The organism is Pseudoalteromonas sp. TB41 (assembly GCF_000497975.1).
GTDB classification, from domain to species: Bacteria; Pseudomonadota; Gammaproteobacteria; order Enterobacterales; family Alteromonadaceae; genus Pseudoalteromonas; species Pseudoalteromonas tetraodonis.
Window position 1 is genome coordinate 1 of sequence record NZ_AUTH01000062.1, and the last position, 26,023, is coordinate 26,023.

The following is a 26,023-nucleotide window of genomic DNA, read 5'->3' on the forward strand; positions in this document are numbered from 1 at the left end:
TAATGCAGATCAGTTAAGAATATTTTTATGATCACTTGACTGATCTTTCCATGGCTTCAAAATCCGATATTAGAAATAATATCGGATTTTTTTATGTCTCTCATTCAGCACTTCGATAACATGTCTTCATTTTTAAATGATGTACATACACTAGATAAACTTAAACAGGTTCTTGACCCTGATATTCTTGAGCAAGCATTTAAACATGCAGGTGTTGCTACTGTGCGTAAAAGGCGATTACCGCTAGAAGCTGTTATGTGGTCTGTAATTGGAATGAGTTTATTCCGAAACGAAACCGTTTGGGATATCGCTAATAGACTCGACATCTCTTTACCCGGAAAAAACAAACTAGTAGCGCCAAGTGCGCTAGTTCAAGGTCGGCAAAGGTTAGGCTATGAGTCAGTCCAACATACATTTCAATTACTTGCACACAAAACCTTTTCCACCCAGTCTTTTGAACAATGGTGCGGACTTAATTTACTCGCTGTAGATGGCGTTAGTTTTCGAACTCATGATAATCAAGAAAACAGAGAAGCATTTGGCAGTGACAGTAATCAACATGGAGAAGTAAGCTACCCACAAGTACGAATGTGTAGCCTTATGGAAGTATCTAGCCATTTACTGTTAGATAGCAGCTTTGACTCCCGTCGCATAGGTGAAATGAGCTTAGCTCAACGACTATTACCAGCCGTACCAGATAATTCTCTTACCTTGTTTGACCGCGGCTATTACTCATTAGGACTGTTGTATCAATGGCAAAACCAAGGAGATAACACTCACTGGATGTTACCCGCGAGGAAGGATTTACAGTATCAAGTTGAACATAGTATAAATGACAATGATAAAATAGTGATTTTGTCCACAAGTCCTCAAGCCAGAAAGAAATTTGAGTCATTACCAGAGACCATGATGGCAAGATTAACCACCTATAAAGTGGATGGAAAAAGCTATCGTGTACTCAGCTCTCTCATTGACCCTTTACGATTTCCATATGAAGAATTAACAGAGGTTTATACTCAACGCTGGGAAATTGAGCTGGCGTTTAGAGAAATAAAGCAGGGATTGAATCATAGCAAACACACGTTACGTAGTAAGAAACCAGACATGGTACGTCAAGAGTTATGGGGGTTATTACTCGCTTACAATTTAATACGTATCATCATGCTTGATGCAACTAAAGATGAGGATATTTTGCCTACACAGCTAAGCTTTAGCCAATCTATGCGACAGGTTATCGCTTTCTTTATGTTTACGCCAATACATAGTGCAAGTAAGTTGCCTATTCATTACGATGAGTTACTGACAACACTTAGATTGTTTATTTTACCCGATAGATTACCAGATAGGCATTATCCAAGGGTGATAAGAAAGAAGCCGAATAAGTACCCCTATAAAAGAAAATGCCAGTCAGTTCTTAACTGACTGGCATTACGCATTAGCGGGTTATTTAACAAGTTTGAATATAGGCCGTTCTTGCGCGTGTGGTATGTTAGTTGGCTTTTTAAGTGCTTGGTTTCTAAACATGGTAGCGCGTTTGTGTACCACGTTCATTGATTCTATTTTATCCCAGTTATCTGGCTGCTCTATTGTGGCGCCTAAATCCATGACTATTGAGTAGGCTACACCGCCATCGTCTTGGTGGGCTGCTGTTCCCTCTGGCATATAGTGTTTTATTTTATGTTTAAGTATGGTTTCTATGCCTGTTGTGTTTTGGCCGCGCACTATTGCGACTCCGGTTATACACAACGCCATTGTTAAACAGATAAACATTACTATGAGTAATGGCATTTAAATTCCCTCTTTAGTTAGTGAGCGAGTAAATTTTTTAACTGGGTATATAGCAACAACACCTAACGATAGTATGTTAAGCGCGACAACGCTAAAGCTATAAGCGGGTGATAGCATGCTGTTATCTAGCAGGCCGCGCATAATAAATTGTATTAGCTGCACAACCGATTGAGCTAGTGCAAGGTATAAGCAAAACCGCGCTGTTGTTGAGAACGTGCAACCTCTAATGCTATGCATAAAAAATAACGCAACGACAAATGCCATTGAGCAACTAAACATAGTGAAGTAAAAAAACTGCCTGAGTGCTAGCTTGCTCATTTCTATTGTAATTATGTATTGAGCTAAGCTTGAGCTTACAAAGTGAAATACCATCACTGTAAGTGCTGCAATAAAGCATGAATGCATTGTGTGATCATCAATTGATTTTAAATTACTTTTACCGCCAAAAAACAATGCTGAGCGGTGTTTATTAAGCGTTGCGAGCAAAAATACAATAATGAGTATTTCTAAAGCTCTTATTGTCCAGTCTGTGGCGGTTATAAAATCAATCATGTGGTTTCCTTGGTGGTGTAATTAACCAGCATTAATGCTGGTTAATATTTTTAATGGCTTATTTCTTTTTTGGTGGCTCTACACCGCCGCCACCGCCGCCATTTTTAGCTTTTGCTACACCAGCATTGATGTGTGCTAATTTTCCGTGTGCATTTTGCTTGTTCATACTGTGTTCCTTTTGTTTGTTAAAAGATTCCTAATTAAGGAGTCAATTTCATTGTAATGATAAATTTTATAATAGCAATAAAAACACTGTATATTAATCCAGTTTAATCTTTCGAACACATTGATTTTCAACAACTTATTTGTTGTTATTTTTACCTGTTTTTGACACGTGTTTTTAGCTTTTATTTTATTTACATTAGTAATGGCAATGAGTTATAACTTTTGTTGTATGAACATTTTCAAGGCGTTAATCATCCGAGCATGATTTTAAAACTGGCTTAAATAGCGCTAAGATTAATTTAAATTTTTTTATAAATAGGGTTATTTGATGATTGATTCTAATGTTGATGTGGGACCAGGCATAAAAGAACTGGAGACAAATTTAGATAATAGTCTTTTAAGTGACTCTACTTTTATTGGTCGTGCCAGTGGTAACAGTATGGAAGGTGTTGGGATATTTAGCGGGGATTTATTAATTATTGATAGAGCGGCAAAAGTAAAACACGGTGATGTGATTGTTGCGGTGTTAAATGGCTTGTTTGTTTGCAAAATAGCTGATTTAAAAAACAACCGGCTGTTATCGGCTAACCCTGATCACCCAGCGGTGAAAATAACTGGGTATGATGAATATAGCGTTGAAGGTGTTGTTGGCCAGTCGATTAGATTGCACAGAACGAGTAACTTTTTGGGGTGACTGAAACCAGTCCCCCTCAATGGGGATTTATACAGGCATTAAAAAGCCCGCTAGGTGCGAGCTTTAAAAATTCAATTAATGTATTTGATGTACTTTACAAACAATAGATACTTTAGCCCCAATCATAATACCTAATATTGCAAACGCAATATTTTCAATTGGCATACCTGCAAAACGTATACCTAGTAGCACAAACACCAAGCAGACAATAACACTAAAATTAACGCGACTTGTTCCTATAGTCAAAAATACTACTAAAAAACTAAACACAAAAAAGGCGGTAAGCATCCTCTCTCCAACATTTGAAATGAATTTTGTATTTATTAAGCCAATAAGCAGCCTACCATTCAATAAAAAGGTCATTATTTATCAAAATAATTCATATTTAGAAATTTGGAACACAAAAAAACCCGCTAGTTAGCGGGCTATTTTATTTAATTTTGCTTTTTATATAATTCGCCAAGGCCATAAACAACTCACTTGCTGGACCTGCGAGCGCTACGTTTGGATTATCTTCATTTTGTTGCCGGCTATGGAAAGAGAACTTAACAATAGTCAGCAATAAGGTTAAGCCTGTACCAAGTATAAATGCAACTAAAGTTATGATTGATCCTGAGTAAAGCATTTTATTACTCATACTTTCTGGCTCTTCTTTTTTTATTTCTTTGTTTTCTTTTTTACTTTCATCTGCTGGTTTTGAGACTTCTACCAATTTTGTTGGTTGGCCCTGATGGTGAACAATATGCATTAATGAATCTTTACTAACTTCAAGGCCTGTTTTTAAAAAGCATACGGCTAACCCCATGGCAATAATAAAACCAAAAACCTTAAAACCAAGATATATTTTTTCTTCAAGTACGTTGAATTCGATTATTTTTGAGTTTTGCTCATTATTGACGTTAACATTTGAGCTACTAACGTCACCAGCAATATCAAACCCATCATTTTTATTTTCACCTGACATAAAAAAGCCCTTAAATTAAAGGGCTAGATTATATTAATAATTTGTTTGGCTCAACTTTATAAAGTTAGGTAGCCTAAATTCTTCAAGCGATAATACATGGCAGCTTCCGAAACTTGAAAAATCTCCGCTAACTGTTTTATGTTACTAATACCTTTAACAAATAGCATTGTTTTAATTGCATCAAGCGGCATTAACAACTGAGCTGCAAAGTTGTTTGCCTCACGCTCTTGCCATACTGGTGAGTTTGAGCTGAACGTATTTGAGTCATCTCGAAAACAAGGATTTTGAGGGTTAACGTGATTAAGAACGTGATGACCAAGTTCGTGCGCTAATGTAAAGCGATTACGGTTAGTGCTTTCTGTACTATTGCAGTAAATTACTCTTTGACCTTGATTATTAATTTCAGCTAGGCCACTTAAGCCTCTGTAATCATTATGATCAGGGTTAAAAGGATTAATAGAGTCAACTTTAATGTTCAGTTTTTCTGCAATATCTTGGATATTTACAGGTAGACGCCAGTCCCAGTTGGCATCAAGTATATTCTTGACTGCTGGCAATTCCATAATAAACCTCACGACAAAAACAGCCGTTATTGGCTGTTAACTAATAAATAAGACTACTAATATTAAGAATAGTTGCATAAATAAGGTAAGCAACTTAAATGATGTTTATGTTTAGTTAAGTTAACTTAATGGTGTGTAAAGTAACTGAAGTTAAGTACCTAGTCAATTAATTATGATACAAACTGTGTTATATCGGGACCCCTGAAAACTAAAAAGGTGACCCTATAGTCACCCCTTAACCTTTAAAACCCTTTAAATACTTACTTATCAGTCCAATCAAGCATGGGGGCAACAGAAAAGCGTCGATTTAAAGTACGTTTATCCAAAATGTAGTCCTCAAAAATTTATAATTTAAGCACAGCTTAAAAGGCGCTGCATTTTACACAAAAGCCCCATGCGCAGCAATATTAAGCAAACACCTGCAAGCCAAAGTATTGTGCGATACCATTTAAAATATTCGTTACTGCGACTGAGCTTAAAATTAACCCCATAATTCGGCTAATAATACTTGCCCCACTATCACCTATTATTTTATGTACATGCGTAGCAAGTAATAACAAAATAAGTACCACCACTAAAACGGCCAGCATCATTGATGAGGTAATCATTTGTTCAACCCAAGTATATTCTTCATTACGCGTCATTAATACCGCACCTAACATAGCGCCTGGGCTTGCAATTGAGGGTATAGCCAGCGGAAAAATAGCGGTTTCAGTGCTATCGCGAACACTTTTAATTTCAGCTTCGGGTTTACTTTCACCAAACGTCATGGAGAGTGCAAAAATTAATAAGATCAACCCACCGGCTATTTGAAATGCCGATAGTGGAATCTCAATCACATTGAGTAATTGCTCACCGGCAACCACAAAAAATAACAGTACTAAAGCAGATACACCCACTGCTTTAAAAATTACTTTACGCTTAAACTTGTCGTCATCACCCCGAGTTACGGCGATAAAAACCGGAATTGTGCCGATTGGATCGATAACTGCAAAAAAGAAAATAAATATGGCTAATAGTTCATGCATTAATGAATACCTTTTCACAAAAGCGGTTAATAAAACGCTGCAACTACAATACAGTATGTTAGTATATCACGGCAAAGTAAGGATGAGAGAAGATGAATATAGAATCACTCGTAAGTAAAGCAAAACAAATATGCGACAACCGTGGTGCGCGATTCACACCTATTCGCGAAAAGGTATTTCGTTTATTAGCAAGCGCTCAAGGTGGTGTGGGTGCATACGATTTGCTAGAGCAATTAAAAGTCACTGAAACAGGCGCAAAACCTGCGACAATTTATCGTGCTTTAGACTTTTTAGCAGAACTCGGTTTTATTCATAAAATTGAAAGCACTAACGCATTCATGTTGTGTCATCACTTTGATCATATTCATCCTGTTCAATTACTAATTTGCGATACATGTGGGTTTGTTAAAGAGCTGCATTCAACAGTAATTTCACATGAGCTCAATAACTTAGCAGCCGAAAGTGGCTTTGTAGTTTCTGGGCAAACCATAGAAGCACACGGTAAATGTGACGCTTGTCGAGCATAGCTGAGCGACTATAGCTATACTTTACGTATACCCTCTATCAGTACCAATTTAAGGATATATAATATGAATGTAGAGTTCATTAATCCCTTTTTATCTTCTTTGATGAATGTATTGAGCACCATGGCTCAAACTCAGTTAAAACCAGGTAAACCTCGCATTAAAACCGATGAAGTAGCCTGTGGTGATGTATCGGGATTAATTGGTATGGTTGGCCCCCAAACTCGCGGTTCATTTTCAATAACCTTCGACGAAAGTTTAGCGCTGACTATAATGGAACGTATGTTAGGTGAGCGACCTGACAGCGTAAATGAAGAAGTCACTGACATGGTCGGCGAAATAACCAATATGGTCACCGGTGGTGCTAAAAACCTATTAGGTGAAAAAGGCTATGACTTTGCCATGGCAACCCCCATTGTTGTGTCTGGTAAAAACCATACTATTACGCATAAAAGTGACGGCAAAAAAATTATTATGCCATTTACCAGTGATGCAGGTAATGCAAACATTGAAGTGAGCTTCGATAAGCTATGAGCTGGTCGCAAACCACGATTACATTAAAGCCTCGCTCGCGGGGCTTTCACTTAATTGATAACGACATACTGACTAAACTCCCACAGCTGAGCCAACTAAAAATAGGTTTATTACACTTATTTATTCAACACACCTCTGCCAGCTTAACCATTAATGAAAATGCCGATCCGACCGTGCGTATGGATATGGAAAGCCACTTCAATCAGTTTGTACCTGAGCGCCAGCCTTATTATCGTCATGACTATGAGGGCGATGATGATATGCCTGCTCATATTAAAACCAGCACTTTAGGTTGCGAGTTAACGATACCTATTAATGATGGTCAATTAGCGCTGGGGACTTGGCAAGGAATATACTTAGGCGAACATCGCGACCATGGCGGGGCTAGGCGTATTATTGCCACTTTGCAAGGCGAAACGTTTTAGAGCTAGGTTTTAGGTTTTACAACACAGATCGTTCGCATCCATTGAGCACTTCAAATCTAATAAAAATTATATAAATTAAATTTATAATGATTCACATGTGGATTATTGTTTGCTATTTGAAAATGAATATCTGGAAAGTAAATAAGATTGGAGCGGTACACGAGGCTCGAACTCGTGACCTCGACCTTGGCAAGGTCGCGCTCTACCAACTGAGCTAGTACCGCATTATATGAAGATTCTAGGTCCTAGGTTCTGTCAAAATTAAACCTTGTTCCTTTCGCCTTTCATCTTGAATCTTTATTTCTACTACAATTTCTTTTGGTGAGAAATTGGAGCGGCACACGAGGCTCGAACTCGTGACCTCGACCTTGGCAAGGTCGCGCTCTACCAACTGAGCTAGTGCCGCATTCAAAATAGTCAGTAATTCGTCCGTTAGTGCGCGACGGGTCGCGTCCTACATTCTGGCAACTGAGCTAGTGCCGCATTCAAAATAGTCAGTAATTTGTCCGTTGGTGCGCGACAGGTCGCGTCCTACATTCTGGCAACTGAGCTAGTGCCGCATTATATCAATTTTAACTTTTCATCTTGAACTACAATTTCTTTGGTGAGAAATTGGAGCGGCACACGAGGCTCGAACTCGTGACCTCGACCTTGGCAAGGTCGCGCTCTACCAACTGAGCTAGTGCCGCATTCAAAATAGTCAGTAATTCGTCCGTTGGTGCGCGACAGGGCGCGTTCAACATTCTGGCAACTGAGCTAGTGCCGCATTCAAAAGTCAAAGCTCAAACACACTAACCCCGCGGGGGTTATCGTCTTGAGCGGGGCAGGATTCTACAATAATTAGGGTGCTTTGCAAGTATTTTTTATAAATTAAAAAACTTTTCTCGGTAAACCTTTAATTCCATAATCGAATCTTTAATGTCGTCTAACGCTAAATGTGACCCTTTTTTATTCACTTGAGCCAATACATCTGGTTTCCAACGACGAGCAAGTTCTTTAATGGTACTTACATCTAAATTACGGTAATGAAAAAAGTCTTCAAGCTCACGCATATACTTATTCATAAAACGACGGTCTTGGCCAATCGAGTTACCACACATAGGTGAAGCACCCGCTGGTACCCATTGCTTTAAAAACGCGAGGGTTTGCTCAGCGGCATAAGCTTCATCGAAAGTACTTGCCTTACAACGCGCTGTAAGCCCTGATTTGCCATGCTGAGTTGTACACCACTCATCCATACCATCAAGTAGTTCATCACTTTGATGAATGGCAATGGTTGGGCCTTCGGCTAATATATTCAGATCAGCGTCAGTGACAACAGTTGCAATTTCAAGTATTTTGTCAGTCTCTGGTTCAAGTCCGGTCATTTCCAGATCGAGCCAAATTAAATTTGATTTATTAATAGTCATAATTACCTTAAACGGTGCTTTTCTTTAGATCCAACGCATTTCGATATATCATATTAGCATCAACCGTCGAGCTAAAGCTTTTTTTGGCAAACTCGGCATTTAACTCAGGTTATAGGCCTCAAGTGGCAAAACAGAAAAAATTAAGTAAAGGCCAATCCCGTAGGATCAAGGCCAATCATCAAAAGCGCTTATCGAATGCCGATACAAAACCGGCAAAAGTCGGCGCGCAAGAATGGCAAACAGATAATTTAGGTCAAGTGGAAAATGCGATTGTTATTAGCCGCTTTGGACAACATGCCGATGTAGAAACACAAAACGGTGATGTATTACGTTGTAATATTCGTCGTACCGTATCGAACTTGGTTTGCGGCGATGAAGTATTGTTTCGCCGTGCAAAAGTAAGTGAAGGTGATTTAGCGGGTGTTATTGAAGCAACTCAAGAGCGCCGTTCACAACTCACGCGCCCCGATTTTTATGATGGGGTTAAAGTGATTGCCGCTAATATTGATCAAATTTTAATGGTTTCAGCGGTACTGCCAGAGTTTACCCCGAGCATTATTGACCGCTATTTAATTGCCTGTGAAGACATGGGTATCGAACCCATTTTAGTACTGAATAAAATTGATTTAATTGATGAAGCTGGTTTAAACGAAATACAACAAATCCTCGACATTTACCGTAACCTTAATTATCAGGTGCTGCTAGTTAGTAATATAACTGGCGAAGGCATTAATGAGTTAAAAGAAGTACTTGCGGGCAAAAATAATATTTTTGTTGGTCAAAGTGGCGTGGGTAAATCTACCTTAGTTAACACTGTACTGCCGGATGCTGAAATTTTGACTAAAGAAGTGTCTGAAAACAGCGGGCTTGGCCAGCACACCACCACGGTATCACGCCTTCATCATTTACCGAGTGGGGGTAATTTAATTGACTCACCGGGAATTCGTGAATTTGGCCTATGGCATTTAGATGTTGAACGCGTCACTTGGTGCTTTAAAGAATTTAGAGAATTTATAGGCGGATGCCGGTTTAGAGATTGTAAACATTTAAACGATCCGGGCTGTATAATTAAACAAGCGGTAGCCGATGGCGATATTTCAAAATTACGCTTTGAAAGCTACCACCGTATTTTAGAAACCATGGCCGATGGCCGTGCAGGCGCTCGTGCGCCCCGCGTATAATAAGGGAATAACCTGTGAGTTTAGATAAATTTAAAATCGCCATGCAGTATGCCATGCCAAAACACTTTATTTCTCGTGTGGTAGGTAAACTTGCTGCAGCAAAAGCCGGTGCGTTAACAACCACATTAATTAAATTATTTATTAAACAATATAAAATAGATATGAGCGAAGCTAAATATTCAGATCCGGCTCATTACAAAAGCTTTAATGAATTTTTTACCCGTCCGTTAAAAGACGGTGTGCGTCCTATGGTTGAAGATGAAGAAATTATTATTCATCCAGTAGACGGCGCAATTAGCCAACTAGGCGACATTGTTGATGGTCAACTTATTCAAGCTAAAGGCCACGATTACAGCTTACAAGCATTGTTAGGTGGATCACAAGACGACACAACCCCGTTTTTAGGCGGTAAATTTGCAACTATTTACTTGGCACCAAAAGATTACCACCGTATTCATATGCCAATTGATGGCACGCTAAGCAAAATGATTTATGTACCGGGCGATTTATTTTCAGTAAACCCACTTACCGCTCAAAACGTACCAAATTTATTTGCCCGTAACGAGCGTGTAGTGGCTATTTTTGAAACTGAAATTGGCCCGCTAGCTATGGTTTTAGTAGGCGCAACCATTGTTGCCAGCATAGAAACTATTTGGGCTGGCACAGTGACTCCACCAGCTGGCAGTGATGTGTTTAGCTGGAACTACCCAACTAAAGGCGAAAACGCGATCACCCTTAAGAAAGGGGAAGAAATGGGTCGCTTTAAATTAGGCTCAACGGTTGTGCTCGCATGGGGTGCGAACAAAGCAGAAATATTAGACGATCAACTCCCAGAGGTAGTTACTCGTTTAGGCACTGCCTTTGCAAAAATTGATGATTAATAGGTAGTGTCAGTTCGAGCTTAAAAAAACACCGCGTTTATTTTCAATAACCGCGGTGTTCTTTTCTTGTAGACGTAGAGCTTACTCACGTTAAAAGCCAAGCTTTTCATTACTCATACCCGCCACACTCTTTACACGCTAAATCCTTAGTCATCTTAAAATGCTGTTGCTTTAAGCTTAATGCGTCAAACGTTATAAACACATTCCCCTTAAAATGACCTAACAACATATTGAGGGTTAATTGTGCCTGCATTGACCCAACAATCCCAAGTAAAGGGCTAATTACCCCGGCATTACTACAATTTATAACCGGTGCATCGCTACTTTGAGGGTAAACACAGCCATAACATGGGCTGTCACTTTGTCTAAAATCAAACCCCATTAATTGCCCTTGAGTTGCCAGCGCAGCCCCTGTAATTAAGCGAGTGTTATTAGCAATGCAATAGCGATTAACCGCATAACGGGTACTAAAGTTATCAGAGCAATCAAGCACTATATCGGCGTTTTTTAAGAGCAACGCACTGTTGGTATCATCCAGCTTTTGAGTGTGGGTTATTATATTTATTTGATTGTTAAGGCTCGCAAGCACCTTTCCAGCCGCGCGAACTTTGTTTTGCCCCAAATGATTTACTTTATAGAGCACTTGGCGCTGCAAGTTAGACAGTTCAACTACATCGTCATCAATTAAAATAAGCGACCCAATGCCAGCTGCCGCTAAATACAGCAGCGCAGGACTACCTAAGCCACCTGCACCAACTACGGCAACCGTTGAACGTTTCAGCGTTAACTGCCCGTCAAGCCCCACTTCATCAAGTAATATGTGGCGGCTGTAACGCAAGGTTTCTTTATCATTTAACGTTTGCGATGTATCAGTCATATTTCGTATTAATCGCGGTTTGTAGTGATCTAATTGCTGAAACATGATCAGGCGCTTCACTAATGGCACGTACCACAGCTACGCTACCAACCCCCGAATTTGCTACTTCAGTTGCGCGGCTTAAATCAATACCGCCAATAGCGACTGTAGGGTAACTCTGCATAAGCGGTACAAATTTATTGAGCTTTTCAAGCCCTTGTATTTGCCCTGTCATGTCTTTGGTCGTCGTTGGGTAAATAGCACCAAACGCCATGTAGCTTGGGCGGTAATTATGCGCCCGAAGCATTTCATAAAAGCCATGGGTAGAGAGACCAAGTCGCAGGCCTGCTTCTTTTATAGCAACTAAGTTTGCACTCTCTAAGTCTTCTTGCCCTAAATGCACCCCATAGGCGCCATGTTTGATGGCAAGTTGCCAGTAATCATTTATAAATACCTGCGCATTATACTGCTCACCCAAGGTGACCGCTTTGGCAATCAGTTCATCTAGCTCATTCTGCGTTTTATTTTTAACACGAAGCTGAGCTGTTTTAATTCCTTGCTGTAAGCACTTTTCTAGCCATTCAATACTATCAACCACACCATAGAGGCCAAGCTTTTTACTTTCACAGGCTGCAAAATCAGCAGCCATATTAAAATCAAGCGGCACATCAAAATCCAACTCATCACCTAACCAGCTACCCGGTTCAATCACCTGAGGGTAATGCGCTAAATCGGTAGGAAACTGCGTTTGTGCAACCGGCCCTATGCCCTCGCCATAGCGAACTGATTGCTTTAAACCTTGGTTTATATAGGCTTTAGCTAAAATAAACGCATCTTTTAACGGGTAGTCTTTTGCAAGACACGCAGCAATTACTGACGCCATACTGCACCCTGTACCATGGCTATGAGGAACTTGAATTTTTTCATTACCTAGCCAATAGTCTTCACCGTTTTGTGTGCAGTAATCAATGCAATACCCGCTTGGGTAATCCCAATGTCCGCCTTTAATCACCACCGCTTTTGCGCCCCACGCCATCAGCTTACTCGCCGCTTCTTTAATCGCTGCAGGGCCAATTAAATACACACCCGTTAATAACTGGGTTTCGTGGGTATTTGGGGTAATTACATCCACCAGCGGTAGTAAACATTCTTTTATCGCACTTACGGTGTCTTCTTCTGTTAGTAAGTCACCGCTTGAGGCAATAGCCACAGGGTCATACACAATAACCGGCGGGGTTGGCCATTTGGCTTTGTAATGGCTTATGTGCTCACTAATTAACTGAATTTGCTGCACATTGGCAAGCATACCAATTTTTATCACTTTGGCTTTCATGTCTTTTTCAAGTGCAAGCAACTGGGACTCAATAATATCGGTAGACACTGCATTAATGGCCTCTACACCTAAGCTATTTTGAGCGGTAAGCGCGGTGATTGCTGTACAACCATGCACACCAAAACTTTGCATTGCCTTAATATCGGCTTGAATACCCGCGCCGCCGCCAGAATCAGAGCCAGCAATTGTCCACACTACGTTTGTCATATTTTTCTTTCCTTACTGCTGATGCCAAAATGGCATACCCATTGTTGGGGTTGAGGGGGTTGCAACGTCTTTTTCGGGCATTGCTTTGGCATTGTATGCAAAGCGCCCTGCCTCTACCGCAGCTTTAAATGCACGGCTCATAGTCACTGGGCAACCCGCCCCTGCAATGGCTGAATTTAATAATACCGCATCATACCCTAATTCAAGTGCTTGGCAGGCATGCGATGGTAAACCTAACCCGGCATCAACAATTAATGTTGTATTAGGCAGGCGTTCTCTAATGGTTTTTAAATTATAACTATTTAACAATCCTTTACCGGTGCCAATAGGCGCGCCCCACGGCATTAGCACCTCACAGCCTAATCCATTCAAGCGCTGACACAGCACTAAATCATCAGTGCAATAAGGCAGTACTTTAAACCCATCATCAATCAATATTTTTGTGGCTTCAAGTAATGCAAAGGGATCGGGCTGTAAATTATAGTCATCGCCTATTAATTCAAGTTTTATCCAATCGGTAGCAAATACTTCTCGGCACATTTTAGCTAGGTTAATAGCCTCTTTGACGCTGTGGCATCCGGCAGTATTAGGCAGTATTTTTAAACCGGTGTTTTTAATTAATTGCCAAAAATCATTCCCTGCCGCCGCGTTTTGTTGTCGTCTAAGTGACACGGTGACTATCTCAGCACCTGAGGCTTTAATCGATTGCGTCATGATATCTGGTGACGGATATAACGCAGATCCAATTAACAAGCGACTATTGATTGGTTCACCATAAATTGTTAAACAGTCTTTGCTTTGCATAGCACTATCCACCTTGGATAGGTGACAATAACTCAATACTGTCACCTTCATTTATAACAACGTGGCTATGGCGACTCTGAGGAATAAACTCTCCATTTACAGCCACGGCATAAGGCGCCATCGCACCCACGTTTTTTACTATTTCCAGCAGCGCATGGCTAGTCACATTTAAAGGCTCACCATTAATTGTAATGTTCATTTAATACTCACTCTATTTGCGATAATGCTTGTGCCACAAGCGCGGGTGCCAACATATAGCCGTGGCGATATAAGCCATTGATACTGATAACCTTGCTCGTTTTTTTTACCTGTGGGCGATTATCGCTAAACGCTGGGCGTAAGCCTGTTTGAATATTTAATAATCGCGCTTCGGCAAAGCCACTATGAACAGTGTAGGCCGCTGATAATAGTTCAAGGGTTGAGCGCACAGTTGCAGGACCTGTATCTTGCGATTCGATCTCCGTTGCCCCTATGACATATTCATGATTAGGTTTAGGTGCAATATAAATAGGGTAACGCGGATGCATTAAACGCACAGGCCGCGTTAAGTTAACCTCAGGGGCGTATAACCTTGCCACTTCCCCGCGCACGCCTCGAAGTGGCTGATCTTGTTTGGCTCCAAGCCCTCTGCAATCAATAATGTAATCAAACTCTCGATTATTCACTTTATTATCAAAGATGCTGGCGCGTTGATTAAACACAAACTTTACTTTGCGCTTATTTAGCAACCTAAAGCTGGCTTTATAAAAGGCTTGGTTATCTATTTGCGCTTCACCGGATAAAAATAGCCCTTGATTAAAACGCCCTGTAAGCTCAGGTTCTAAATCCGCTATTTGCTGCGTATTAACCGCTTTGGCACTAAAATTTAGTAACGGCTTTATTCGCTGTGCAAAACTTTGTAAGTCGCCTTTATCCTGCGGGTGAGCAACCACTAAGGTGCCCTGCTGTTGAAAGAACACCTCACTGTTTAACTCATCTAAAATAGCAGGCCAGCGAGCAATAGAATCTACTCCCAATAGTGCTAAATCATGTTCACACATAACCGACTCAGCTAGTGGTGCCAGCATAGCCGCCGCCACTTTACCCGCACTATTTTGAGTATGCTCGTCATCAGCTTCAAATACAGTAATACGGTGCTGCTTACTTAACTCAAGCGCCGCCAACCGCCCCGCTAAACCAAAGCCCACCACAGCAATGTCATAAAACATAAACACTCCTACATTTAGCTGCGAGCTGCGGGTCTCTGGCTTCGAGCAACAAGATGTTAAGATAAACATTTCGCTACTCGATGCTCGCAACTCGCAACCTATTTTATATTGCTTTATGGTAAATCTCTGAGCCTGTTTGTTTAAACTCTTCAGATTTAGCTTTCATCTCGGCCTCTACATCAACCATTTTGATTTCAATGGCATCACCCACGTTATTAGGATCAATACCGCGCGCTTCTAGATCTTTGGCGTAGTCACGTACTTCTTGGGTTATTTTCATCGAACAAAATTTAGGACCACACATGGAGCAAAAGTGGGCTACTTTTCCTGATTCTTGCGGCAGTGTTTCATCATGGTATTCACGAGCGCGAACAGGGTCTAAACCAATGTTGAATTGGTCGTGCCACCTAAATTCAAAGCGTGCTTTTGATAAAGCATTGTCTCGCTCTTGTGCACCGGGGTGACCTTTGGCTAAATCGGCGGCATGAGCAGCAATTTTATAGGTGATAAGGCCTTCTTTAACGTCTTCTTTATTTGGCAAACCTAAATGTTCTTTCGGTGTTACATAACACAGCATGGCACAGCCATACCAAGCTATTTGCGCAGCCCCAATCCCTGAGGTTATATGGTCATACCCTGGTGCAATATCTGTGGTGAGTGGGCCTAAGGTATAAAAGGGCGCTTCGTCACAATGTTTAAGTTGCTCTTCCATATTGGCTTTGATCATATGCATAGGCACATGCCCAGGGCCTTCTATGAACACTTGTACATCATGCTTCCAAGCTATTTTAGTCAGTTCGCCTAAGGTACGAAGCTCACTAAATTGCGCTTCATCGTTAGCATCAGCAATAGAGCCTGGGCGAAGGCCATCGCCTAATGAAAAACACACATCGTATTGTTTTAAAATTTCACAAATATCTTCAAAATGCGTGTATAAAAAGTTTTCTTTGTGATGAGCTAGGCACCATTTAGCCATAATAGAGCCACCGCGCGATACAATGCCTGTTACGCGTTTTGCTGTCATAGGCACATAGCGCAGCAGTACACCAGCATGAATAGTAAAGTAATCAACACCTTGCTCGGCTTGCTCAATCAGCGTGTCACGAAATATTTCCCACGTTAAGTCTTCAGCTACGCCATTTACTTTTTCAAGGGCCTGATAAATGGGTACAGTACCAATAGGGACTGGCGAATTACGCACTAGCCATTCGCGGGTTTCGTGAATGTAGCGCCCAGTTGATAAATCCATTACGGTGTCGGCACCCCAACGGGTTGACCACACCATTTTTTCAACTTCTTCCTCAATGGATGAACCCACTGATGAATTACCTATATTGGCGTTAACTTTAACTAAAAAGTTGCGACCAACAATCATAGGTTCGGTTTCTGGATGATTAATATTGTTAGGTAAAATAGCGCGACCACGCGCTATTTCAGCACGCACAAATTCAGGAGTAATAAACTCAGGAATACTCGCGCCAAACGATTCCCCTTTATGTTGTGCCGCGAGAAGCTCTTCACGTATTTGCGCACGCCCCATGTTTTCACGTATCGCTACATATTCCATTTCTGGGGTAACTATCCCTTGGCGGGCATAGTGCATTTGCGTTACGTTTTTACCCGCTTTTGCACGGCGAATTTTTGGTAAATGCTCAAAGCGAATATGATCAAGCCCATCGTCAGCCATACGCTGCTGCGCAAACTGTGAGGTAACTGACTCAAGTACTTCAGTATCACCACGGCTTTCAATCCACTGCTCACGGTATTTATCAAGCCCTTTACGTACATCTAATTCAAAATTAGGATCGGTATACGGGCCAGATGTATCGTAAACACGCAGCTGCTCATTTGACTCATACACAGGGTTTTCATCTGTGCCACCTATGAATGTATCGCTTAATGTTATTTCGCGCATACCCACACGCACGCCTTGCTGGGTTCCTTCAACATACACTTTATGAGAGCTTGGAAATGGTTGACCCGTTAGGTTATAAATATAGTCAGATGCAGCAGCACGAGTTTCTCGGCGCGACGATTTGTTTGTAGTGTTTGACATGACTTACCTCATTGCTTAAGGGTTGTCTTGCCAGATATTCCAATGGAATAGAGAAAGATCGTAAAGTAGCTTTATGCCACTTTGCAGCCTAAATTGACGGGTTTGATTTTGTTGTACGCATAAAAAAAGACGCACAAGCGTCCCGTTTAGGCAGCTTGTTCCCTACGCAGGTATTAACCTGATCAGGTTCACGGATCCCGCTTTCGCGATCTCAGCCTAAATAAAACTTAGGCACTCCGACAAGTAGTTAAATTGTTCGTTGATTTGATAATGTTTTAATCAAATCTGCTATGAGTGTACGCCAGTTGAAAATTCCCTGCAAGGGGCTGTTTTTCAAAATGTGTAAAATTTACTTAGGGATAAACACAAATTTTTGCTCGCCTTGCATCACCAATTTTTGGTCTTGCAGGTTAAGCTCGGCACCTTGCTTAAGCGCTTGTAAAAACTGCTGTTCAAACTCATCCAGTTCAGGGCCGCATGATTTGCGTGTCATACCTAATTTACTTACGCTCAAGCTGCTATCTTCAAGCGAACCTTCACCAAAAAACTTATTGCATCCGGCAAAGCCATTTATTTGTAGCGCTTCTATAAAGCTCATTGATGCTTTAAAAGATGCGGGAATAGCCAAACCATCAACCTTTGATAATTGCCATTGTGTATATTTTAGCTGCTCAGTGGTAACTGTCCCTGTTGATGCGCAACCAACACATAAACCGATTACAAGCATCGGTATTGCTGCTAATTTCATGTTACTACTAACTTATTGTCTAATTAATGTAATAGTATCAATATTTGTCAGGTTTATCCGTTAAAAATGCATGTTTTAAATGTAAATTTTTGTTCTAAGCTAGTTTAAAAGCAGTGCTATTTGGAATTAAGCAATTGCTTGGAATAAGTTATCTATCTGTGGTGGTAAAAATGGACGACCTTTCTCGTTAACCGACGTACCTATTACTAAGGCATTGAGCATCACTTTTTCGTCTAATTTGCGAACTACCGTTTGTTTAAACGCAAATTTAAGGCGACTAATGCGTACTGGCTCTACTGCTACATAAAATTCATCCGCGGGCTTTAAAGACTGCTTGTAATCCATTTCACTGCGAAGTACCACTAAGTTAATTTTATCTTTGGCAAGTTGTGCAAAATCAACACCCTGTGCGTATAAAAACTCATGACGAGCGTGCTCCAGATAATTAAAATAAACACTATTATTTACAATACCTTGTAGGTCACACTCGTAGTCACGCACTTTAAAGTCTACTTTAAAGGTCATATTAGTAATCCAAATTATTTAACGTATAATTGCCGCGTTTATAGCACAAGTGTTGAAATAATTGCTACCATACAAGTCCCTAAAATGGAGTTAAGTAACCTAATGAATTTACGTTTGTCTTTAATTACAGCCACGTTATTACCACTATTCGGTGCCCCAATCTACGCCAATGCAGATGACACCGACCTAGAGAAAATCATTGTTACTGGTGACTTTCAAAAAGAAAGCATTCAAACGTTAAGTGCCAGCGCAAGTTTATTTTCTGAAGATGAAGTAAATCTCAGAGGGGCTACTTATTTAGATGAAATGCTAGCAAGCGCTGCAAATGTGAATTTTGCTTCAGGCGCCTCGCGCGGACGTTATATTCAAATTAGAGGGGTGGGACTTCGTTCACAATTCGTCGACCCAATTAACCCATCTGTCGGTTTAGTGATTGACGGTATAAATTATTCTGGCCTTGGTGGCAGCTCATTATTATTTGATATTGACCAAGTAGAAATTTACCGTGGTCCACAAGGTACACGTTTTGGCGCCGATGGCATGGCGGGTATGATTCAAATGCAATCAGCTAATGCAACCAGCGATCCTAGTTTAAAATTACATTTAGGTGCTGGCACTTATAACAGCCATGAAGCAGGCGTTGCTGCTAGCACAGGTTTAACCGATGATACCAGTGCACGCGTTAGCTACTTTCGCAGAAAATCTGACGGTTACGTAAACAACCTCTATTTAAATGATGAAACGCAAAACCAAGATGAACAAGTTGCCCGCTTTAAATTAAATAGCCAACTCACAGCTCATTTAAATTCAGAGCTAAACCTGCACTATATCGATATCAATAACGGTTATGATGCATTTACCCTTGATAATTCTCGCAACAGTCTTGCTGATCAACCGGGCGAAGATAACCAACAAAGCTATGCTGTTGGCCTTAATAATACTTACACCGGTTTTGACGCCTTTGATGTCAGCTTAAACCTTTCAGCCATTGATACTGAGCTTTTTTATAGTTTTGATGAAGACTGGGTATGTAACGATACAAGTAAGCCGCAATTATGTGCTGCCGGTCTGCACCCAGATGGTTATAGCTCAACAGATATTTATAGCCGCGATCGTGATGATCAAGCGCTCGATCTGCAGTTTAATGGCAAAACAGGTAATTGGGTGGCGGGTATTTACTATCAAAACCGCGATGTTGACCTTGAGCGTCAATATACATGGTTAGCCAATCCATTTGCCTCAACCTATGAAACCAATAACATGGCAGCTTATGGCCAATTAGCCACAGCAATAGGCCCAAAAACTACGCTTATTACCGGTTTACGTGTTGAGCAATATCAAGGTGATTACACAGATAGTAACGGTTTTATTGAAGAAACTGACGATATTATGCTCGGTGGCAAGGTTGCACTTGAATACCAAGTTATTGACCGCACCATGATTTATACCAGTATCACGCGCGGTTACAAAGCCGGTGGGATTAATTCAGAAGCGCTAGCAAAAGCAAAAGATGAAGGGTTAAGTTTAGATGCTGATTTTTTCAAACAGCATACTAGCTTTGATCCAGAGTACTTATGGAGTGGTGAGTTTGGTGTTAAAGGCAGCTCATTGGATGATAAGTTTACCCTGCGTTTAGCTGCATTTTATATGCACCGTGACAATATTCAATTAAAGTCGTGGCAAGTATCAGACCAACAATTTACCGGTTATGTCGCCAATGCCAGCTCTGGCAGTAACTATGGTCTTGAAATTGAAGGCAGCTATCAACTAACACCAAACTTATTTATTACCGGAAGTGCCGGATACTTAGACACTAAAATTAATGACTTTGTTACTAAATCTGGTTTAAATCAAGACGGTCGTGAGCAAGCACAAGCGCCTAAATATCAATATGCATTTAGTGCACGCTACAATGTTACTGATGAGTTATATGCTATGTTAGGTGTTGAAGGTAAAGATGATTATTACTTCTCCGATAGCCATAATGCACAAGCTCCAAACACAAACTTAGTGAATGTAAGCATTGGTTACGAAGCCGATATGTGGGCTGTACGCGCATGGGCACGTAATGTGTTTGATGAAACCGTTCCAACTCGCGGTTTTGAATTTGGCAACAACCCGTTAGATGGTTACGCAACCCAAACTTACACACAATTAGGCGAGCCTCGCGTAGCCGGTGTTACGTTTACACTTAATTTGTAATACTGCGACCAGTTGTCAGTTCGAGAATAAAAAAAACACCGCGTTTAATGCAAACGCGGTGTTTTAGTTTTGTGTAGGCGAGTAGCTTGCTGCCGCTCGCGCAGTCCAAATGGTTTAAACAAATTACAGTTAAAAATGTAGCTTTCAGGTTTTGGCTTTCGGCGGTCAGCAAAAAATTAACCAAGCATTGTGTTTAGATTTTATATAAGCGGGGAACGCACATCAGCTCGAATCCCGCCGCCCTAAGCTCGTCGCCGGCAACCCGAAGCGATAATTCACCTAAGCTCTGGCCACATCAAACGCAATCACCTCTTTTATTTTTTGCTTATTGGTTGCTAGCATCACTAATCTATCAATTCCCAATGCAACCCCCGCACATTGCTCTAAACCATGCTCTAATGCGGCAATTAAACGCGTATCCATAGGTACTTGTTTTAAGCCACTAGCAGCGCGGTAGGCGTTATCTTGGTTAAACCTTTTTGCTTGCTCTTTGGCATTGGTGAGTTCATTAAAGCCGTTGGCTAACTCCATATTTTTATAATAAAGCTCAAAGCGCCCTGCAACTCGCTGATCGTGCTCACAGATTTGTGCAAGTGCCGCTTGCGATGCGGGAAAGTGATACACAAAACAGGGGATGTCTTGACCAATAGTCGGCTCTACTTTCATACAAAATAATAATTGCAGTAAGGTATCTTTATGAGTCTCGTTTTTAGCAATATCAGCAAAGCCATGTTCGCATGCGAGTTGTTGTAGCTGCGTGATAGAGGCAGTTAATGGATCAAGCCCTAGCGTGCGTTCAAATGCGTGTTGGTAGGTAATCCGCTCTGCAGGCGCAACCTCAAGAATAAGCTGCATCAACTCATCTATTTCATCCATTAAAGCAAATTCGTCAAACCCAGGACGATACCATTCGAGCATTGTAAATTCAGGGTTGTGATGACTGCCCGCTTCTTCATTTCTAAATGCCTTACAAAGCTGGAAAATAGCGCCTGAGCCGGCCGCTAACAAGCGTTTCATCGCAAACTCTGGAGATGTTTGCAAAAACAGGGGAAGCCCACCAGCATGACCTGGGCCGACAAATGTAGTATCAAAGCTGGCTAAATGCACATCGGTTACACTGGCAGCACTTAAACTCGGTGTTTCGACTTCCATTACATTACGCTCATAAAAGAATTCCCGAATGCTGCGCATAATTGCTGCGCGTTGCTTAAGTATTTCTATGCTGGCACTCGGCTTCCAAAGATCTGCTGACATATTTTCTCCAAAAAAAATCCCAGCTTAAGCCGGGATTTAATTAATAAGACGCGTTGCTGCTTACTTAACACGGCTCACGTATTCACCATTACGAGTGTCTACTTTAATCACTTCGCCAATTTGTACGAATAATGGAACACGTACTACAGCACCTGTGCTAAGCGTTGCTGGTTTACCACCCGTGCCTGCTGTATCACCTTTAAGGCCCGGATCAGTTTCAGTGATCTCAAGCTCAACAAAGTTTGGTGGAGTTACAGCAATTGGGCTGCCGTTCCATAATGTAATAGTACATACATCGTTTTCAACTAACCATTTTCCAGCATCGCCCAGTGCTTTTTCGTCAGCAGCGATTTGTTCAAATGTTTCATTGTTCATGAAATGCCAAAATTCACCGTCTGTATATAGGTACGCTAAATCGGTATCCATTACATCAGCACCTTCAACCGATTCACCCGATTTAAAGGTTTTTTCAAGTACCTTGCCAGAGATAAGCTTACGGATACGAACACGGTTAAACGCTTGGCCTTTACCCGGTTTTACCATTTCATTTTCTAAGATACTGCAAGGTTCGCCGTCCATCATAATTTTTAGGCCGCCCTTGAACTCGTTGGTGCTATAATTCGCCATCGTTTCCTCTATTTATATTTTTCGAGTAATCTACGTGCCAATGATACAAAGAAATGAAGCAAATTTGCATAAAAACTGGCAAAAAGAATTAGCAAATGTAGTTACCTGCCCAAAAGTGTTGTTAGAAATGGTTGGTTTATCGAGCCAAGTCCATGAAAACGACATAAAAGCTCGTAGCTTGTTTCCTGTTCGTGTGCCATTGCCTTTTATAAAAAAAATTCGTCATGGCGATGCAAATGACCCTTTATTGCTGCAAGTTATGCCCCGCCATCAAGAGTTTTTGACTAAATCGGGGTTTAATAAAGACCCGTTACTTGAGCAAGATAACAATCAACCGGGTCTGTTACATAAATATAAATCGCGTGTTTTAGTCATGTTTAAAACCGGTTGTGCTGTAAATTGCCGCTACTGCTTTAGACGCCATTTTCCTTATCAAGAAAACCAACTGAATAAACGTAGCCTTATTGATGCATTGAGCTATATAAAATCGGATAAAAATATTAACGAAGTGATTTTAAGTGGTGGCGATCCACTAATGGCCAAAGACGATGCTATTAGCTGGTTTTTAGATGAGCTTGAGCAAATACCACAAATTAAACGCATGCGCATACACAGCCGCTTGCCTGTGGTTATTCCTGCACGTATTACTGAACAATTATGTGAAAGATTAGCAAAGTCACCATTAAAAATTATATTCGTTAATCATATTAACCATGCAAACGAAATAGATAATGACTTTAAAAATGCCATGAACATGCTCAAAAAAGCAGATGTGCTACCGTTAAACCAGGCGGTTATTTTAAAAGATGTGAACGATACAGTTGATGCGCAAATAAACTTAAGTGAAGCACTATTTGATGCGGACGTACTGCCTTATTATTTACACTTACTGGATAAGGTAGAAGGCGCAAGTCATTTTGATATAGATGAGGCGCAGGCCATAAAAATAATGGCAGAGCTTTTAGAAGCCCTGCCAGGATTTTTGGTGCCTAAACTAGTTCGGGAAATAGGAGGTCAAAAAAGTAAAACCCCTATCGACCTCAAATTAGTTTAAACATAAACGTTTACATTATTCCCAAGTGTTGCAGTGACCGACTTAGCCGGTGTTTGCGCACTTGAAGATTGTGTAGCACCTTCAATAAGTGCCAGTGCAGCGGCACCATCAGCTTGCTGTTGCTTTTTAGATAAAGCAGCAGTTAATACTTCTGCGCCTTGGCCTGCACCAGGCATTGTAGGTAGATTTCCACCTGATATATTCATAACTCACACCTGACTTTTAACTGTAATACACGTATTATAGTCGCTGAATTGGTAAATTACTTTACCAACCCACTTAAGTATTTATCGGCAACATTGCACTAAGCTTTAGGAAAACCATGGATTCTATAATTGAACAACTCAACGCCAACTTAAAAATTGTTTACCGTCAGGCACTTGACGCTGACAAAAAACTCGATGAGTTACAACAGCAAGGTCACGGAAAATTTAAAGCCTTATTTGCCGAGGACGCTGGATTTAGTTTCGAAGCTAAACGTTTTAAGCCTTACGTGTTAGACGTTGCCGCTGATGTAGAAAGCTTATCAAGCGACGGTTTGGATGAAGAAAAACTAAAACAAGCGGTTATTAAACTACAAAATTTACTAACGCTGTTAGCGACCTTTAAATAAAAATTAGCGACTTACTTGCAAAGCATCTACCAAAGTAGATGCTTTGCATTATTAGTTAGATACGCGGTAAAATTTGCTCACCAAACCACTCTGTTAATAAGCGTTTTTCATAGTAAAATGCTTCGTCTCGACCCATTTTAATTTTATCCATAAAGCCCATATCTTTTAAGCTCACTTTGTCTTCTTGTGCGACAACACCACTTTCATTACTAAGCACATAGTTAAATTCAATCCGTGGAAAGTGAATGGGTTTAACCACCCGAATTTCGTTAACACCGCCATAGCGCACGTCACCAGCTAAATCTAAATCGGTTACTTCAATTTTTAAACTATAATTTTTAGGAAGCTGCTCACTGAGCTTTGCAAAGTGCTCATCAATATTTTTGGCAATTTGCTTATGGTATGAGCCTTTAGTTTGGTTTGATGGGCGTACATCGCGATAATCATTAAAGTCATGCCATTTAACTTGTGCCTCACCCGCGCAAACAACACTCGGTAGTGCAATAAATATCAACATTGCTATTTTTTTAACTGAGTTCATACGTTTCTCCAACGAGTATGCTGATCATTATAATCAACTAAATATTTTACAAATTGCTATACCTAACTTTAGCAATTACATATGAACTATAACTTAATCTTTCTACTGCGGTGTTATTAAAATTGCACAAAATGTAATCAAAAGTACAGCTTGCGATGTTACGATTGCAAAACAAACAAAATAATACATGTAAAAGCTCAGTATTTATGGTGAAATTAACTTAATTGAACAGAGGTTTCCAAGGAGCATTCATGGCAATTTTAGTAACCGGTGGCGCAGGCTATATTGGCTCACACACCGTTTTAGAACTTTTACAGCAAGGCAGCGACGTTATCGTGATTGATAACTTAAGTAACTCCTCTGAAGAGTCACTTGAAAGAGTGAAAAAAATAACTGACAAAGCAATTACTTTTTATCAAGGTGATATTTTAGATAAACCCTTTTTAGACTCGGTATTTGCCAAGCATACCATTGAAAGTGTGATTCATTTTGCTGGCCTAAAAGCCGTGGGAGAATCGGTCGTAAAACCCATTGAGTATTATCAAAATAATGTACAAGGTACACTAACACTGGTTGATGCTATGCGTGATGCAGGTGTATTCAAACTGGTATTTAGCTCATCCGCCACTGTATACGGCGACCCAGCAAGCTTACCAATACGCGAAGACTTCCCCGTTGGCGGTACAACCAATCCATATGGTACGTCTAAACTAATGGTTGAAATGATGTTGCAAGATATCGCTAAATCAGATAAGCGCTTCGCGTTTGCTATTTTGCGCTACTTTAATCCTGTCGGTGCACATGAGTCAGGCTTGATTGGTGAAGACCCTAATGGTATTCCTAATAATTTATTGCCTTTCATTTCACAAGTTGCGGTTGGCAAATTAAAGCAACTTGCTGTATTTGGCGACGATTATGATACGGTTGATGGTACTGGCGTTCGTGATTACATTCACGTTGTAGATTTAGCCCTAGGGCATTTAAAAGCACTTGATAAAATAGCCGCAGAAACCGGTGCGCTTGTTTATAACCTTGGTACAGGTAACGGCTATTCAGTATTACAAATGGTCAATGCGTTTATTAAGGCTAGCGACCAAGCAATCCCTTATGCGGTGTCACCTCGTCGCCCAGGTGATATTGCAGCCTGTTATGCTGCGCCAGAAAAAGCCCTTAGTGAACTAGGTTGGCAAGCTGAGCGTGGTATTGATGTCATGATGCAAGATACTTGGCGCTGGCAATCAAATAATCCAAATGGATATAAGTCATAAAGGCTTCTTTAAGTTATCA

The 26,023-nt window shown here is 40.7% G+C and carries 30 protein-coding genes, 3 tRNA genes and 1 riboswitch; of the genes, 11 read left to right on the top strand and 22 right to left on the bottom strand.

What is annotated here, in order from left to right; all coding sequences use genetic code 11:
- Window positions 1–93: 93 nt before the first annotated feature.
- Window positions 94–1,422 carry an IS4 family transposase gene (locus tag L641_RS0108350; protein WP_024601195.1) on the top strand — a complete coding sequence of 443 codons (1,329 nt, stop codon included), beginning with the start codon at window positions 94–96 and terminating at the stop codon, window positions 1,420–1,422.
- A gap of 21 nt (window positions 1,423–1,443) precedes the next feature.
- Here L641_RS0108350 and L641_RS0108355 read toward each other — a convergent pair whose 3' ends face one another.
- Window positions 1,444–1,788 (bottom strand): hypothetical protein, encoded by a 345-nt coding sequence (locus L641_RS0108355; protein WP_024601652.1) that lies wholly within the window; start codon window positions 1,786–1,788, stop codon window positions 1,444–1,446.
- Window positions 1,789–2,340: a hypothetical protein gene (locus L641_RS0108360; protein ID WP_024601653.1), complete on the bottom strand. Its 552-nt coding sequence runs from the start codon at window positions 2,338–2,340 to the stop codon at window positions 1,789–1,791.
- Window positions 2,341–2,833: 493 nt separating this feature from the next.
- On the opposite strand from L641_RS0108360, the gene L641_RS0108370 reads away from it, so the two are divergent.
- Window positions 2,834–3,199, top strand: a complete 366-nt coding sequence (locus L641_RS0108370) for a S24 family peptidase (RefSeq protein ID WP_024601654.1) — start codon at window positions 2,834–2,836, stop codon at window positions 3,197–3,199.
- 75 nt (window positions 3,200–3,274) lie between these two features.
- Here L641_RS0108370 and L641_RS0108375 read toward each other — a convergent pair whose 3' ends face one another.
- The 4 genes from L641_RS0108375 to L641_RS0108390 form a co-directional block, all read right to left on the bottom strand.
- Entirely contained in the window at window positions 3,275–3,562 is a 288-nt protein-coding gene (locus L641_RS0108375) for a hypothetical protein (RefSeq protein ID WP_139016076.1), read from the bottom strand.
- A 67-nt stretch (window positions 3,563–3,629) separates the two neighbouring features.
- Window positions 3,630–4,163: a hypothetical protein gene (locus L641_RS23115; protein ID WP_024601656.1), complete on the bottom strand. Its 534-nt coding sequence runs from the start codon at window positions 4,161–4,163 to the stop codon at window positions 3,630–3,632.
- A gap of 56 nt (window positions 4,164–4,219) precedes the next feature.
- A complete protein-coding gene (locus L641_RS0108385; RefSeq protein ID WP_024601657.1) occupies window positions 4,220–4,726 on the bottom strand; it encodes an ImmA/IrrE family metallo-endopeptidase in 507 nt (168 codons plus the stop codon).
- A 407-nt stretch (window positions 4,727–5,133) separates the two neighbouring features.
- Entirely contained in the window at window positions 5,134–5,754 is a 621-nt protein-coding gene (locus L641_RS0108390; protein ID WP_008115498.1) for a MarC family protein, read from the bottom strand.
- A gap of 92 nt (window positions 5,755–5,846) precedes the next feature.
- Between L641_RS0108390 and L641_RS0108395 the strand changes: the two genes are divergently transcribed.
- The 3 genes from L641_RS0108395 (at window position 5,847) to L641_RS0108405 (ending at window position 7,237) form a co-directional block, all read left to right on the top strand.
- Window positions 5,847–6,281 (top strand): transcriptional repressor, encoded by a 435-nt coding sequence (locus tag L641_RS0108395; RefSeq protein ID WP_024601658.1) that lies wholly within the window; start codon window positions 5,847–5,849, stop codon window positions 6,279–6,281.
- Window positions 6,282–6,344: 63 nt separating this feature from the next.
- A complete protein-coding gene (locus L641_RS0108400) occupies window positions 6,345–6,812 on the top strand; it encodes a chemotaxis protein CheX (RefSeq protein ID WP_013463966.1) in 468 nt (155 codons plus the stop codon).
- Window positions 6,809–7,237 (top strand): secondary thiamine-phosphate synthase enzyme YjbQ, encoded by a 429-nt coding sequence (locus tag L641_RS0108405; RefSeq protein ID WP_024601659.1) that lies wholly within the window; start codon window positions 6,809–6,811, stop codon window positions 7,235–7,237. Before L641_RS0108400 ends, L641_RS0108405 begins: the two co-directional genes overlap by 4 nt.
- Window positions 7,238–7,385: 148 nt before the next feature.
- Here L641_RS0108405 and L641_RS0108410 read toward each other — a convergent pair.
- The 4 genes from L641_RS0108410 to orn all read right to left on the bottom strand — a co-directional run bounded on the left by L641_RS0108410 (window position 7,386) and on the right by orn (window position 8,646).
- A tRNA-Gly gene (locus L641_RS0108410) sits at window positions 7,386–7,461 on the bottom strand.
- Window positions 7,462–7,567: 106 nt separating this feature from the next.
- Window positions 7,568–7,643, bottom strand: a tRNA-Gly gene (locus L641_RS0108415).
- A gap of 207 nt (window positions 7,644–7,850) precedes the next feature.
- A tRNA-Gly gene (locus L641_RS0108420) sits at window positions 7,851–7,926 on the bottom strand.
- Between the two features lie 174 nt (window positions 7,927–8,100).
- Window positions 8,101–8,646: an oligoribonuclease gene (gene orn, locus L641_RS0108425; protein ID WP_024601660.1), complete on the bottom strand. Its 546-nt coding sequence runs from the start codon at window positions 8,644–8,646 to the stop codon at window positions 8,101–8,103.
- A 122-nt stretch (window positions 8,647–8,768) separates the two neighbouring features.
- On the opposite strand from orn, the gene rsgA reads away from it, so the two are divergent.
- Both rsgA and asd read left to right on the top strand, forming a co-directional pair.
- Window positions 8,769–9,827 (top strand): small ribosomal subunit biogenesis GTPase RsgA, encoded by a 1,059-nt coding sequence (gene rsgA / locus L641_RS0108430; RefSeq protein WP_024601661.1) that lies wholly within the window; start codon window positions 8,769–8,771, stop codon window positions 9,825–9,827.
- 14 nt (window positions 9,828–9,841) lie between these two features.
- Complete coding sequence (asd, locus tag L641_RS0108435; RefSeq protein WP_024601662.1) at window positions 9,842–10,708, top strand: archaetidylserine decarboxylase; 867 nt, start codon at window positions 9,842–9,844, stop codon at window positions 10,706–10,708.
- Between the two features lie 109 nt (window positions 10,709–10,817).
- Here the strand turns inward: asd and L641_RS0108440 are convergent, their stop codons facing one another.
- The 8 genes from L641_RS0108440 to L641_RS0108475 all read right to left on the bottom strand — a co-directional run bounded on the left by L641_RS0108440 (window position 10,818) and on the right by L641_RS0108475 (window position 18,445).
- Entirely contained in the window at window positions 10,818–11,585 is a 768-nt protein-coding gene (locus tag L641_RS0108440; RefSeq protein WP_024601663.1) for a HesA/MoeB/ThiF family protein, read from the bottom strand.
- On the bottom strand, window positions 11,578–13,104 hold the full coding sequence (gene thiE / locus L641_RS0108445) for a thiamine phosphate synthase (RefSeq protein ID WP_024601664.1): 1,527 nt from the start codon (window positions 13,102–13,104) through the stop codon (window positions 11,578–11,580). Before thiE ends, L641_RS0108440 begins: the two co-directional genes overlap by 8 nt.
- Window positions 13,105–13,116: 12 nt before the next feature.
- Window positions 13,117–13,908, bottom strand: coding sequence for a thiazole synthase (locus tag L641_RS0108450; protein ID WP_013463960.1), 792 nt, complete (start codon window positions 13,906–13,908; stop codon window positions 13,117–13,119).
- A 4-nt stretch (window positions 13,909–13,912) separates the two neighbouring features.
- On the bottom strand, window positions 13,913–14,107 hold the full coding sequence (thiS, locus tag L641_RS0108455; protein WP_013463959.1) for a sulfur carrier protein ThiS: 195 nt from the start codon (window positions 14,105–14,107) through the stop codon (window positions 13,913–13,915).
- 7 nt (window positions 14,108–14,114) lie between these two features.
- Entirely contained in the window at window positions 14,115–15,116 is a 1,002-nt protein-coding gene (locus L641_RS0108460; RefSeq protein WP_013463958.1) for an FAD-dependent oxidoreductase, read from the bottom strand.
- A gap of 103 nt (window positions 15,117–15,219) precedes the next feature.
- Window positions 15,220–17,172 (bottom strand): phosphomethylpyrimidine synthase ThiC, encoded by a 1,953-nt coding sequence (gene thiC / locus L641_RS0108465; protein ID WP_024601665.1) that lies wholly within the window; start codon window positions 17,170–17,172, stop codon window positions 15,220–15,222.
- Between the two features lie 142 nt (window positions 17,173–17,314).
- Window positions 17,315–17,421: riboswitch (TPP riboswitch) on the bottom strand.
- A 100-nt stretch (window positions 17,422–17,521) separates the two neighbouring features.
- Window positions 17,522–17,920 carry an META domain-containing protein gene (locus L641_RS0108470; protein ID WP_013463956.1) on the bottom strand — a complete coding sequence of 133 codons (399 nt, stop codon included), beginning with the start codon at window positions 17,918–17,920 and terminating at the stop codon, window positions 17,522–17,524.
- 126 nt (window positions 17,921–18,046) lie between these two features.
- Window positions 18,047–18,445, bottom strand: a complete 399-nt coding sequence (locus tag L641_RS0108475; protein WP_008465083.1) for an acyl-CoA thioesterase — start codon at window positions 18,443–18,445, stop codon at window positions 18,047–18,049.
- Between the two features lie 102 nt (window positions 18,446–18,547).
- Between L641_RS0108475 and L641_RS0108480 the strand changes: the two genes are divergently transcribed.
- Window positions 18,548–20,647: a TonB-dependent receptor gene (locus L641_RS0108480; RefSeq protein ID WP_024601666.1), complete on the top strand. Its 2,100-nt coding sequence runs from the start codon at window positions 18,548–18,550 to the stop codon at window positions 20,645–20,647.
- A gap of 279 nt (window positions 20,648–20,926) precedes the next feature.
- Here L641_RS0108480 and epmA read toward each other — a convergent pair whose 3' ends face one another.
- Window positions 20,927–21,901 carry an elongation factor P--(R)-beta-lysine ligase gene (epmA, locus tag L641_RS0108490; RefSeq protein WP_024601668.1) on the bottom strand — a complete coding sequence of 325 codons (975 nt, stop codon included), beginning with the start codon at window positions 21,899–21,901 and terminating at the stop codon, window positions 20,927–20,929.
- A gap of 60 nt (window positions 21,902–21,961) precedes the next feature.
- Window positions 21,962–22,528: an elongation factor P gene (efp, locus tag L641_RS0108495; RefSeq protein WP_010390517.1), complete on the bottom strand. Its 567-nt coding sequence runs from the start codon at window positions 22,526–22,528 to the stop codon at window positions 21,962–21,964.
- Between the two features lie 40 nt (window positions 22,529–22,568).
- Here efp and epmB point away from each other — a divergent pair, with 40 nt between their 5' ends.
- Window positions 22,569–23,582 (top strand): EF-P beta-lysylation protein EpmB, encoded by a 1,014-nt coding sequence (epmB, locus tag L641_RS0108500; protein ID WP_024601669.1) that lies wholly within the window; start codon window positions 22,569–22,571, stop codon window positions 23,580–23,582.
- Here epmB and L641_RS0108505 read toward each other — a convergent pair.
- The gene (locus L641_RS0108505; RefSeq protein ID WP_024601670.1) at window positions 23,579–23,788 is read right to left on the bottom strand and encodes a hypothetical protein; all 210 of its coding nucleotides are present in this window, start codon (window positions 23,786–23,788) and stop codon (window positions 23,579–23,581) included. The genes epmB and L641_RS0108505 overlap by 4 nt on opposite strands.
- 116 nt (window positions 23,789–23,904) lie before the next feature.
- On the opposite strand from L641_RS0108505, the gene L641_RS0108510 reads away from it, so the two are divergent.
- Window positions 23,905–24,195: a hypothetical protein gene (locus L641_RS0108510; RefSeq protein WP_010390514.1), complete on the top strand. Its 291-nt coding sequence runs from the start codon at window positions 23,905–23,907 to the stop codon at window positions 24,193–24,195.
- A 55-nt stretch (window positions 24,196–24,250) separates the two neighbouring features.
- Here the strand turns inward: L641_RS0108510 and L641_RS0108515 are convergent, their stop codons facing one another.
- Window positions 24,251–24,736: a DUF3016 domain-containing protein gene (locus tag L641_RS0108515; RefSeq protein ID WP_024601671.1), complete on the bottom strand. Its 486-nt coding sequence runs from the start codon at window positions 24,734–24,736 to the stop codon at window positions 24,251–24,253.
- Between the two features lie 251 nt (window positions 24,737–24,987).
- Between L641_RS0108515 and galE the strand changes: the two genes are divergently transcribed.
- Window positions 24,988–26,004, top strand: a complete 1,017-nt coding sequence (gene galE / locus L641_RS0108520) for a UDP-glucose 4-epimerase GalE (protein WP_024601672.1) — start codon at window positions 24,988–24,990, stop codon at window positions 26,002–26,004.
- The last annotated feature ends 19 nt before the right edge of the window (window positions 26,005–26,023 follow it).

What these genes read in the sequence shown, in the direction of transcription:
- L641_RS0108350 (WP_024601195.1), top strand. Translation starts at nt 94, where the DNA reads ATGTCTCTCATTCAGCACTTCGATAACATGTCTTCATTTTTAAATGAT.
- L641_RS0108355 (WP_024601652.1), bottom strand. Translation starts at nt 1,788, where the DNA reads ATGCCATTACTCATAGTAATGTTTATCTGTTTAACAATGGCGTTGTGT.
- L641_RS0108360 (WP_024601653.1), bottom strand. Translation starts at nt 2,340, where the DNA reads ATGATTGATTTTATAACCGCCACAGACTGGACAATAAGAGCTTTAGAA.
- L641_RS0108370 (WP_024601654.1), top strand. Translation starts at nt 2,834, where the DNA reads ATGATTGATTCTAATGTTGATGTGGGACCAGGCATAAAAGAACTGGAG.
- L641_RS0108375 (WP_139016076.1), bottom strand. Translation starts at nt 3,562, where the DNA reads ATGACCTTTTTATTGAATGGTAGGCTGCTTATTGGCTTAATAAATACA.
- L641_RS23115 (WP_024601656.1), bottom strand. Translation starts at nt 4,163, where the DNA reads ATGTCAGGTGAAAATAAAAATGATGGGTTTGATATTGCTGGTGACGTT.
- L641_RS0108385 (WP_024601657.1), bottom strand. Translation starts at nt 4,726, where the DNA reads ATGGAATTGCCAGCAGTCAAGAATATACTTGATGCCAACTGGGACTGG.
- L641_RS0108390 (WP_008115498.1), bottom strand. Translation starts at nt 5,754, where the DNA reads ATGCATGAACTATTAGCCATATTTATTTTCTTTTTTGCAGTTATCGAT.
- L641_RS0108395 (WP_024601658.1), top strand. Translation starts at nt 5,847, where the DNA reads ATGAATATAGAATCACTCGTAAGTAAAGCAAAACAAATATGCGACAAC.
- L641_RS0108400 (WP_013463966.1), top strand. Translation starts at nt 6,345, where the DNA reads ATGAATGTAGAGTTCATTAATCCCTTTTTATCTTCTTTGATGAATGTA.
- L641_RS0108405 (WP_024601659.1), top strand. Translation starts at nt 6,809, where the DNA reads ATGAGCTGGTCGCAAACCACGATTACATTAAAGCCTCGCTCGCGGGGC.
- orn (WP_024601660.1), bottom strand. Translation starts at nt 8,646, where the DNA reads ATGACTATTAATAAATCAAATTTAATTTGGCTCGATCTGGAAATGACC.
- L641_RS0108440 (WP_024601663.1), bottom strand. Translation starts at nt 11,585, where the DNA reads ATGACTGATACATCGCAAACGTTAAATGATAAAGAAACCTTGCGTTAC.
- thiE (WP_024601664.1), bottom strand. Translation starts at nt 13,104, where the DNA reads ATGACAAACGTAGTGTGGACAATTGCTGGCTCTGATTCTGGCGGCGGC.
- L641_RS0108450 (WP_013463960.1), bottom strand. Translation starts at nt 13,908, where the DNA reads ATGCAAAGCAAAGACTGTTTAACAATTTATGGTGAACCAATCAATAGT.
- thiS (WP_013463959.1), bottom strand. Translation starts at nt 14,107, where the DNA reads ATGAACATTACAATTAATGGTGAGCCTTTAAATGTGACTAGCCATGCG.
- L641_RS0108460 (WP_013463958.1), bottom strand. Translation starts at nt 15,116, where the DNA reads ATGTTTTATGACATTGCTGTGGTGGGCTTTGGTTTAGCGGGGCGGTTG.
- thiC (WP_024601665.1), bottom strand. Translation starts at nt 17,172, where the DNA reads ATGTCAAACACTACAAACAAATCGTCGCGCCGAGAAACTCGTGCTGCT.
- L641_RS0108470 (WP_013463956.1), bottom strand. Translation starts at nt 17,920, where the DNA reads ATGAAATTAGCAGCAATACCGATGCTTGTAATCGGTTTATGTGTTGGT.
- L641_RS0108475 (WP_008465083.1), bottom strand. Translation starts at nt 18,445, where the DNA reads ATGACCTTTAAAGTAGACTTTAAAGTGCGTGACTACGAGTGTGACCTA.
- L641_RS0108480 (WP_024601666.1), top strand. Translation starts at nt 18,548, where the DNA reads ATGAATTTACGTTTGTCTTTAATTACAGCCACGTTATTACCACTATTC.
- epmA (WP_024601668.1), bottom strand. Translation starts at nt 21,901, where the DNA reads ATGTCAGCAGATCTTTGGAAGCCGAGTGCCAGCATAGAAATACTTAAG.
- efp (WP_010390517.1), bottom strand. Translation starts at nt 22,528, where the DNA reads ATGGCGAATTATAGCACCAACGAGTTCAAGGGCGGCCTAAAAATTATG.
- epmB (WP_024601669.1), top strand. Translation starts at nt 22,569, where the DNA reads ATGATACAAAGAAATGAAGCAAATTTGCATAAAAACTGGCAAAAAGAA.
- L641_RS0108505 (WP_024601670.1), bottom strand. Translation starts at nt 23,788, where the DNA reads ATGAATATATCAGGTGGAAATCTACCTACAATGCCTGGTGCAGGCCAA.
- L641_RS0108510 (WP_010390514.1), top strand. Translation starts at nt 23,905, where the DNA reads ATGGATTCTATAATTGAACAACTCAACGCCAACTTAAAAATTGTTTAC.
- L641_RS0108515 (WP_024601671.1), bottom strand. Translation starts at nt 24,736, where the DNA reads ATGAACTCAGTTAAAAAAATAGCAATGTTGATATTTATTGCACTACCG.
- galE (WP_024601672.1), top strand. Translation starts at nt 24,988, where the DNA reads ATGGCAATTTTAGTAACCGGTGGCGCAGGCTATATTGGCTCACACACC.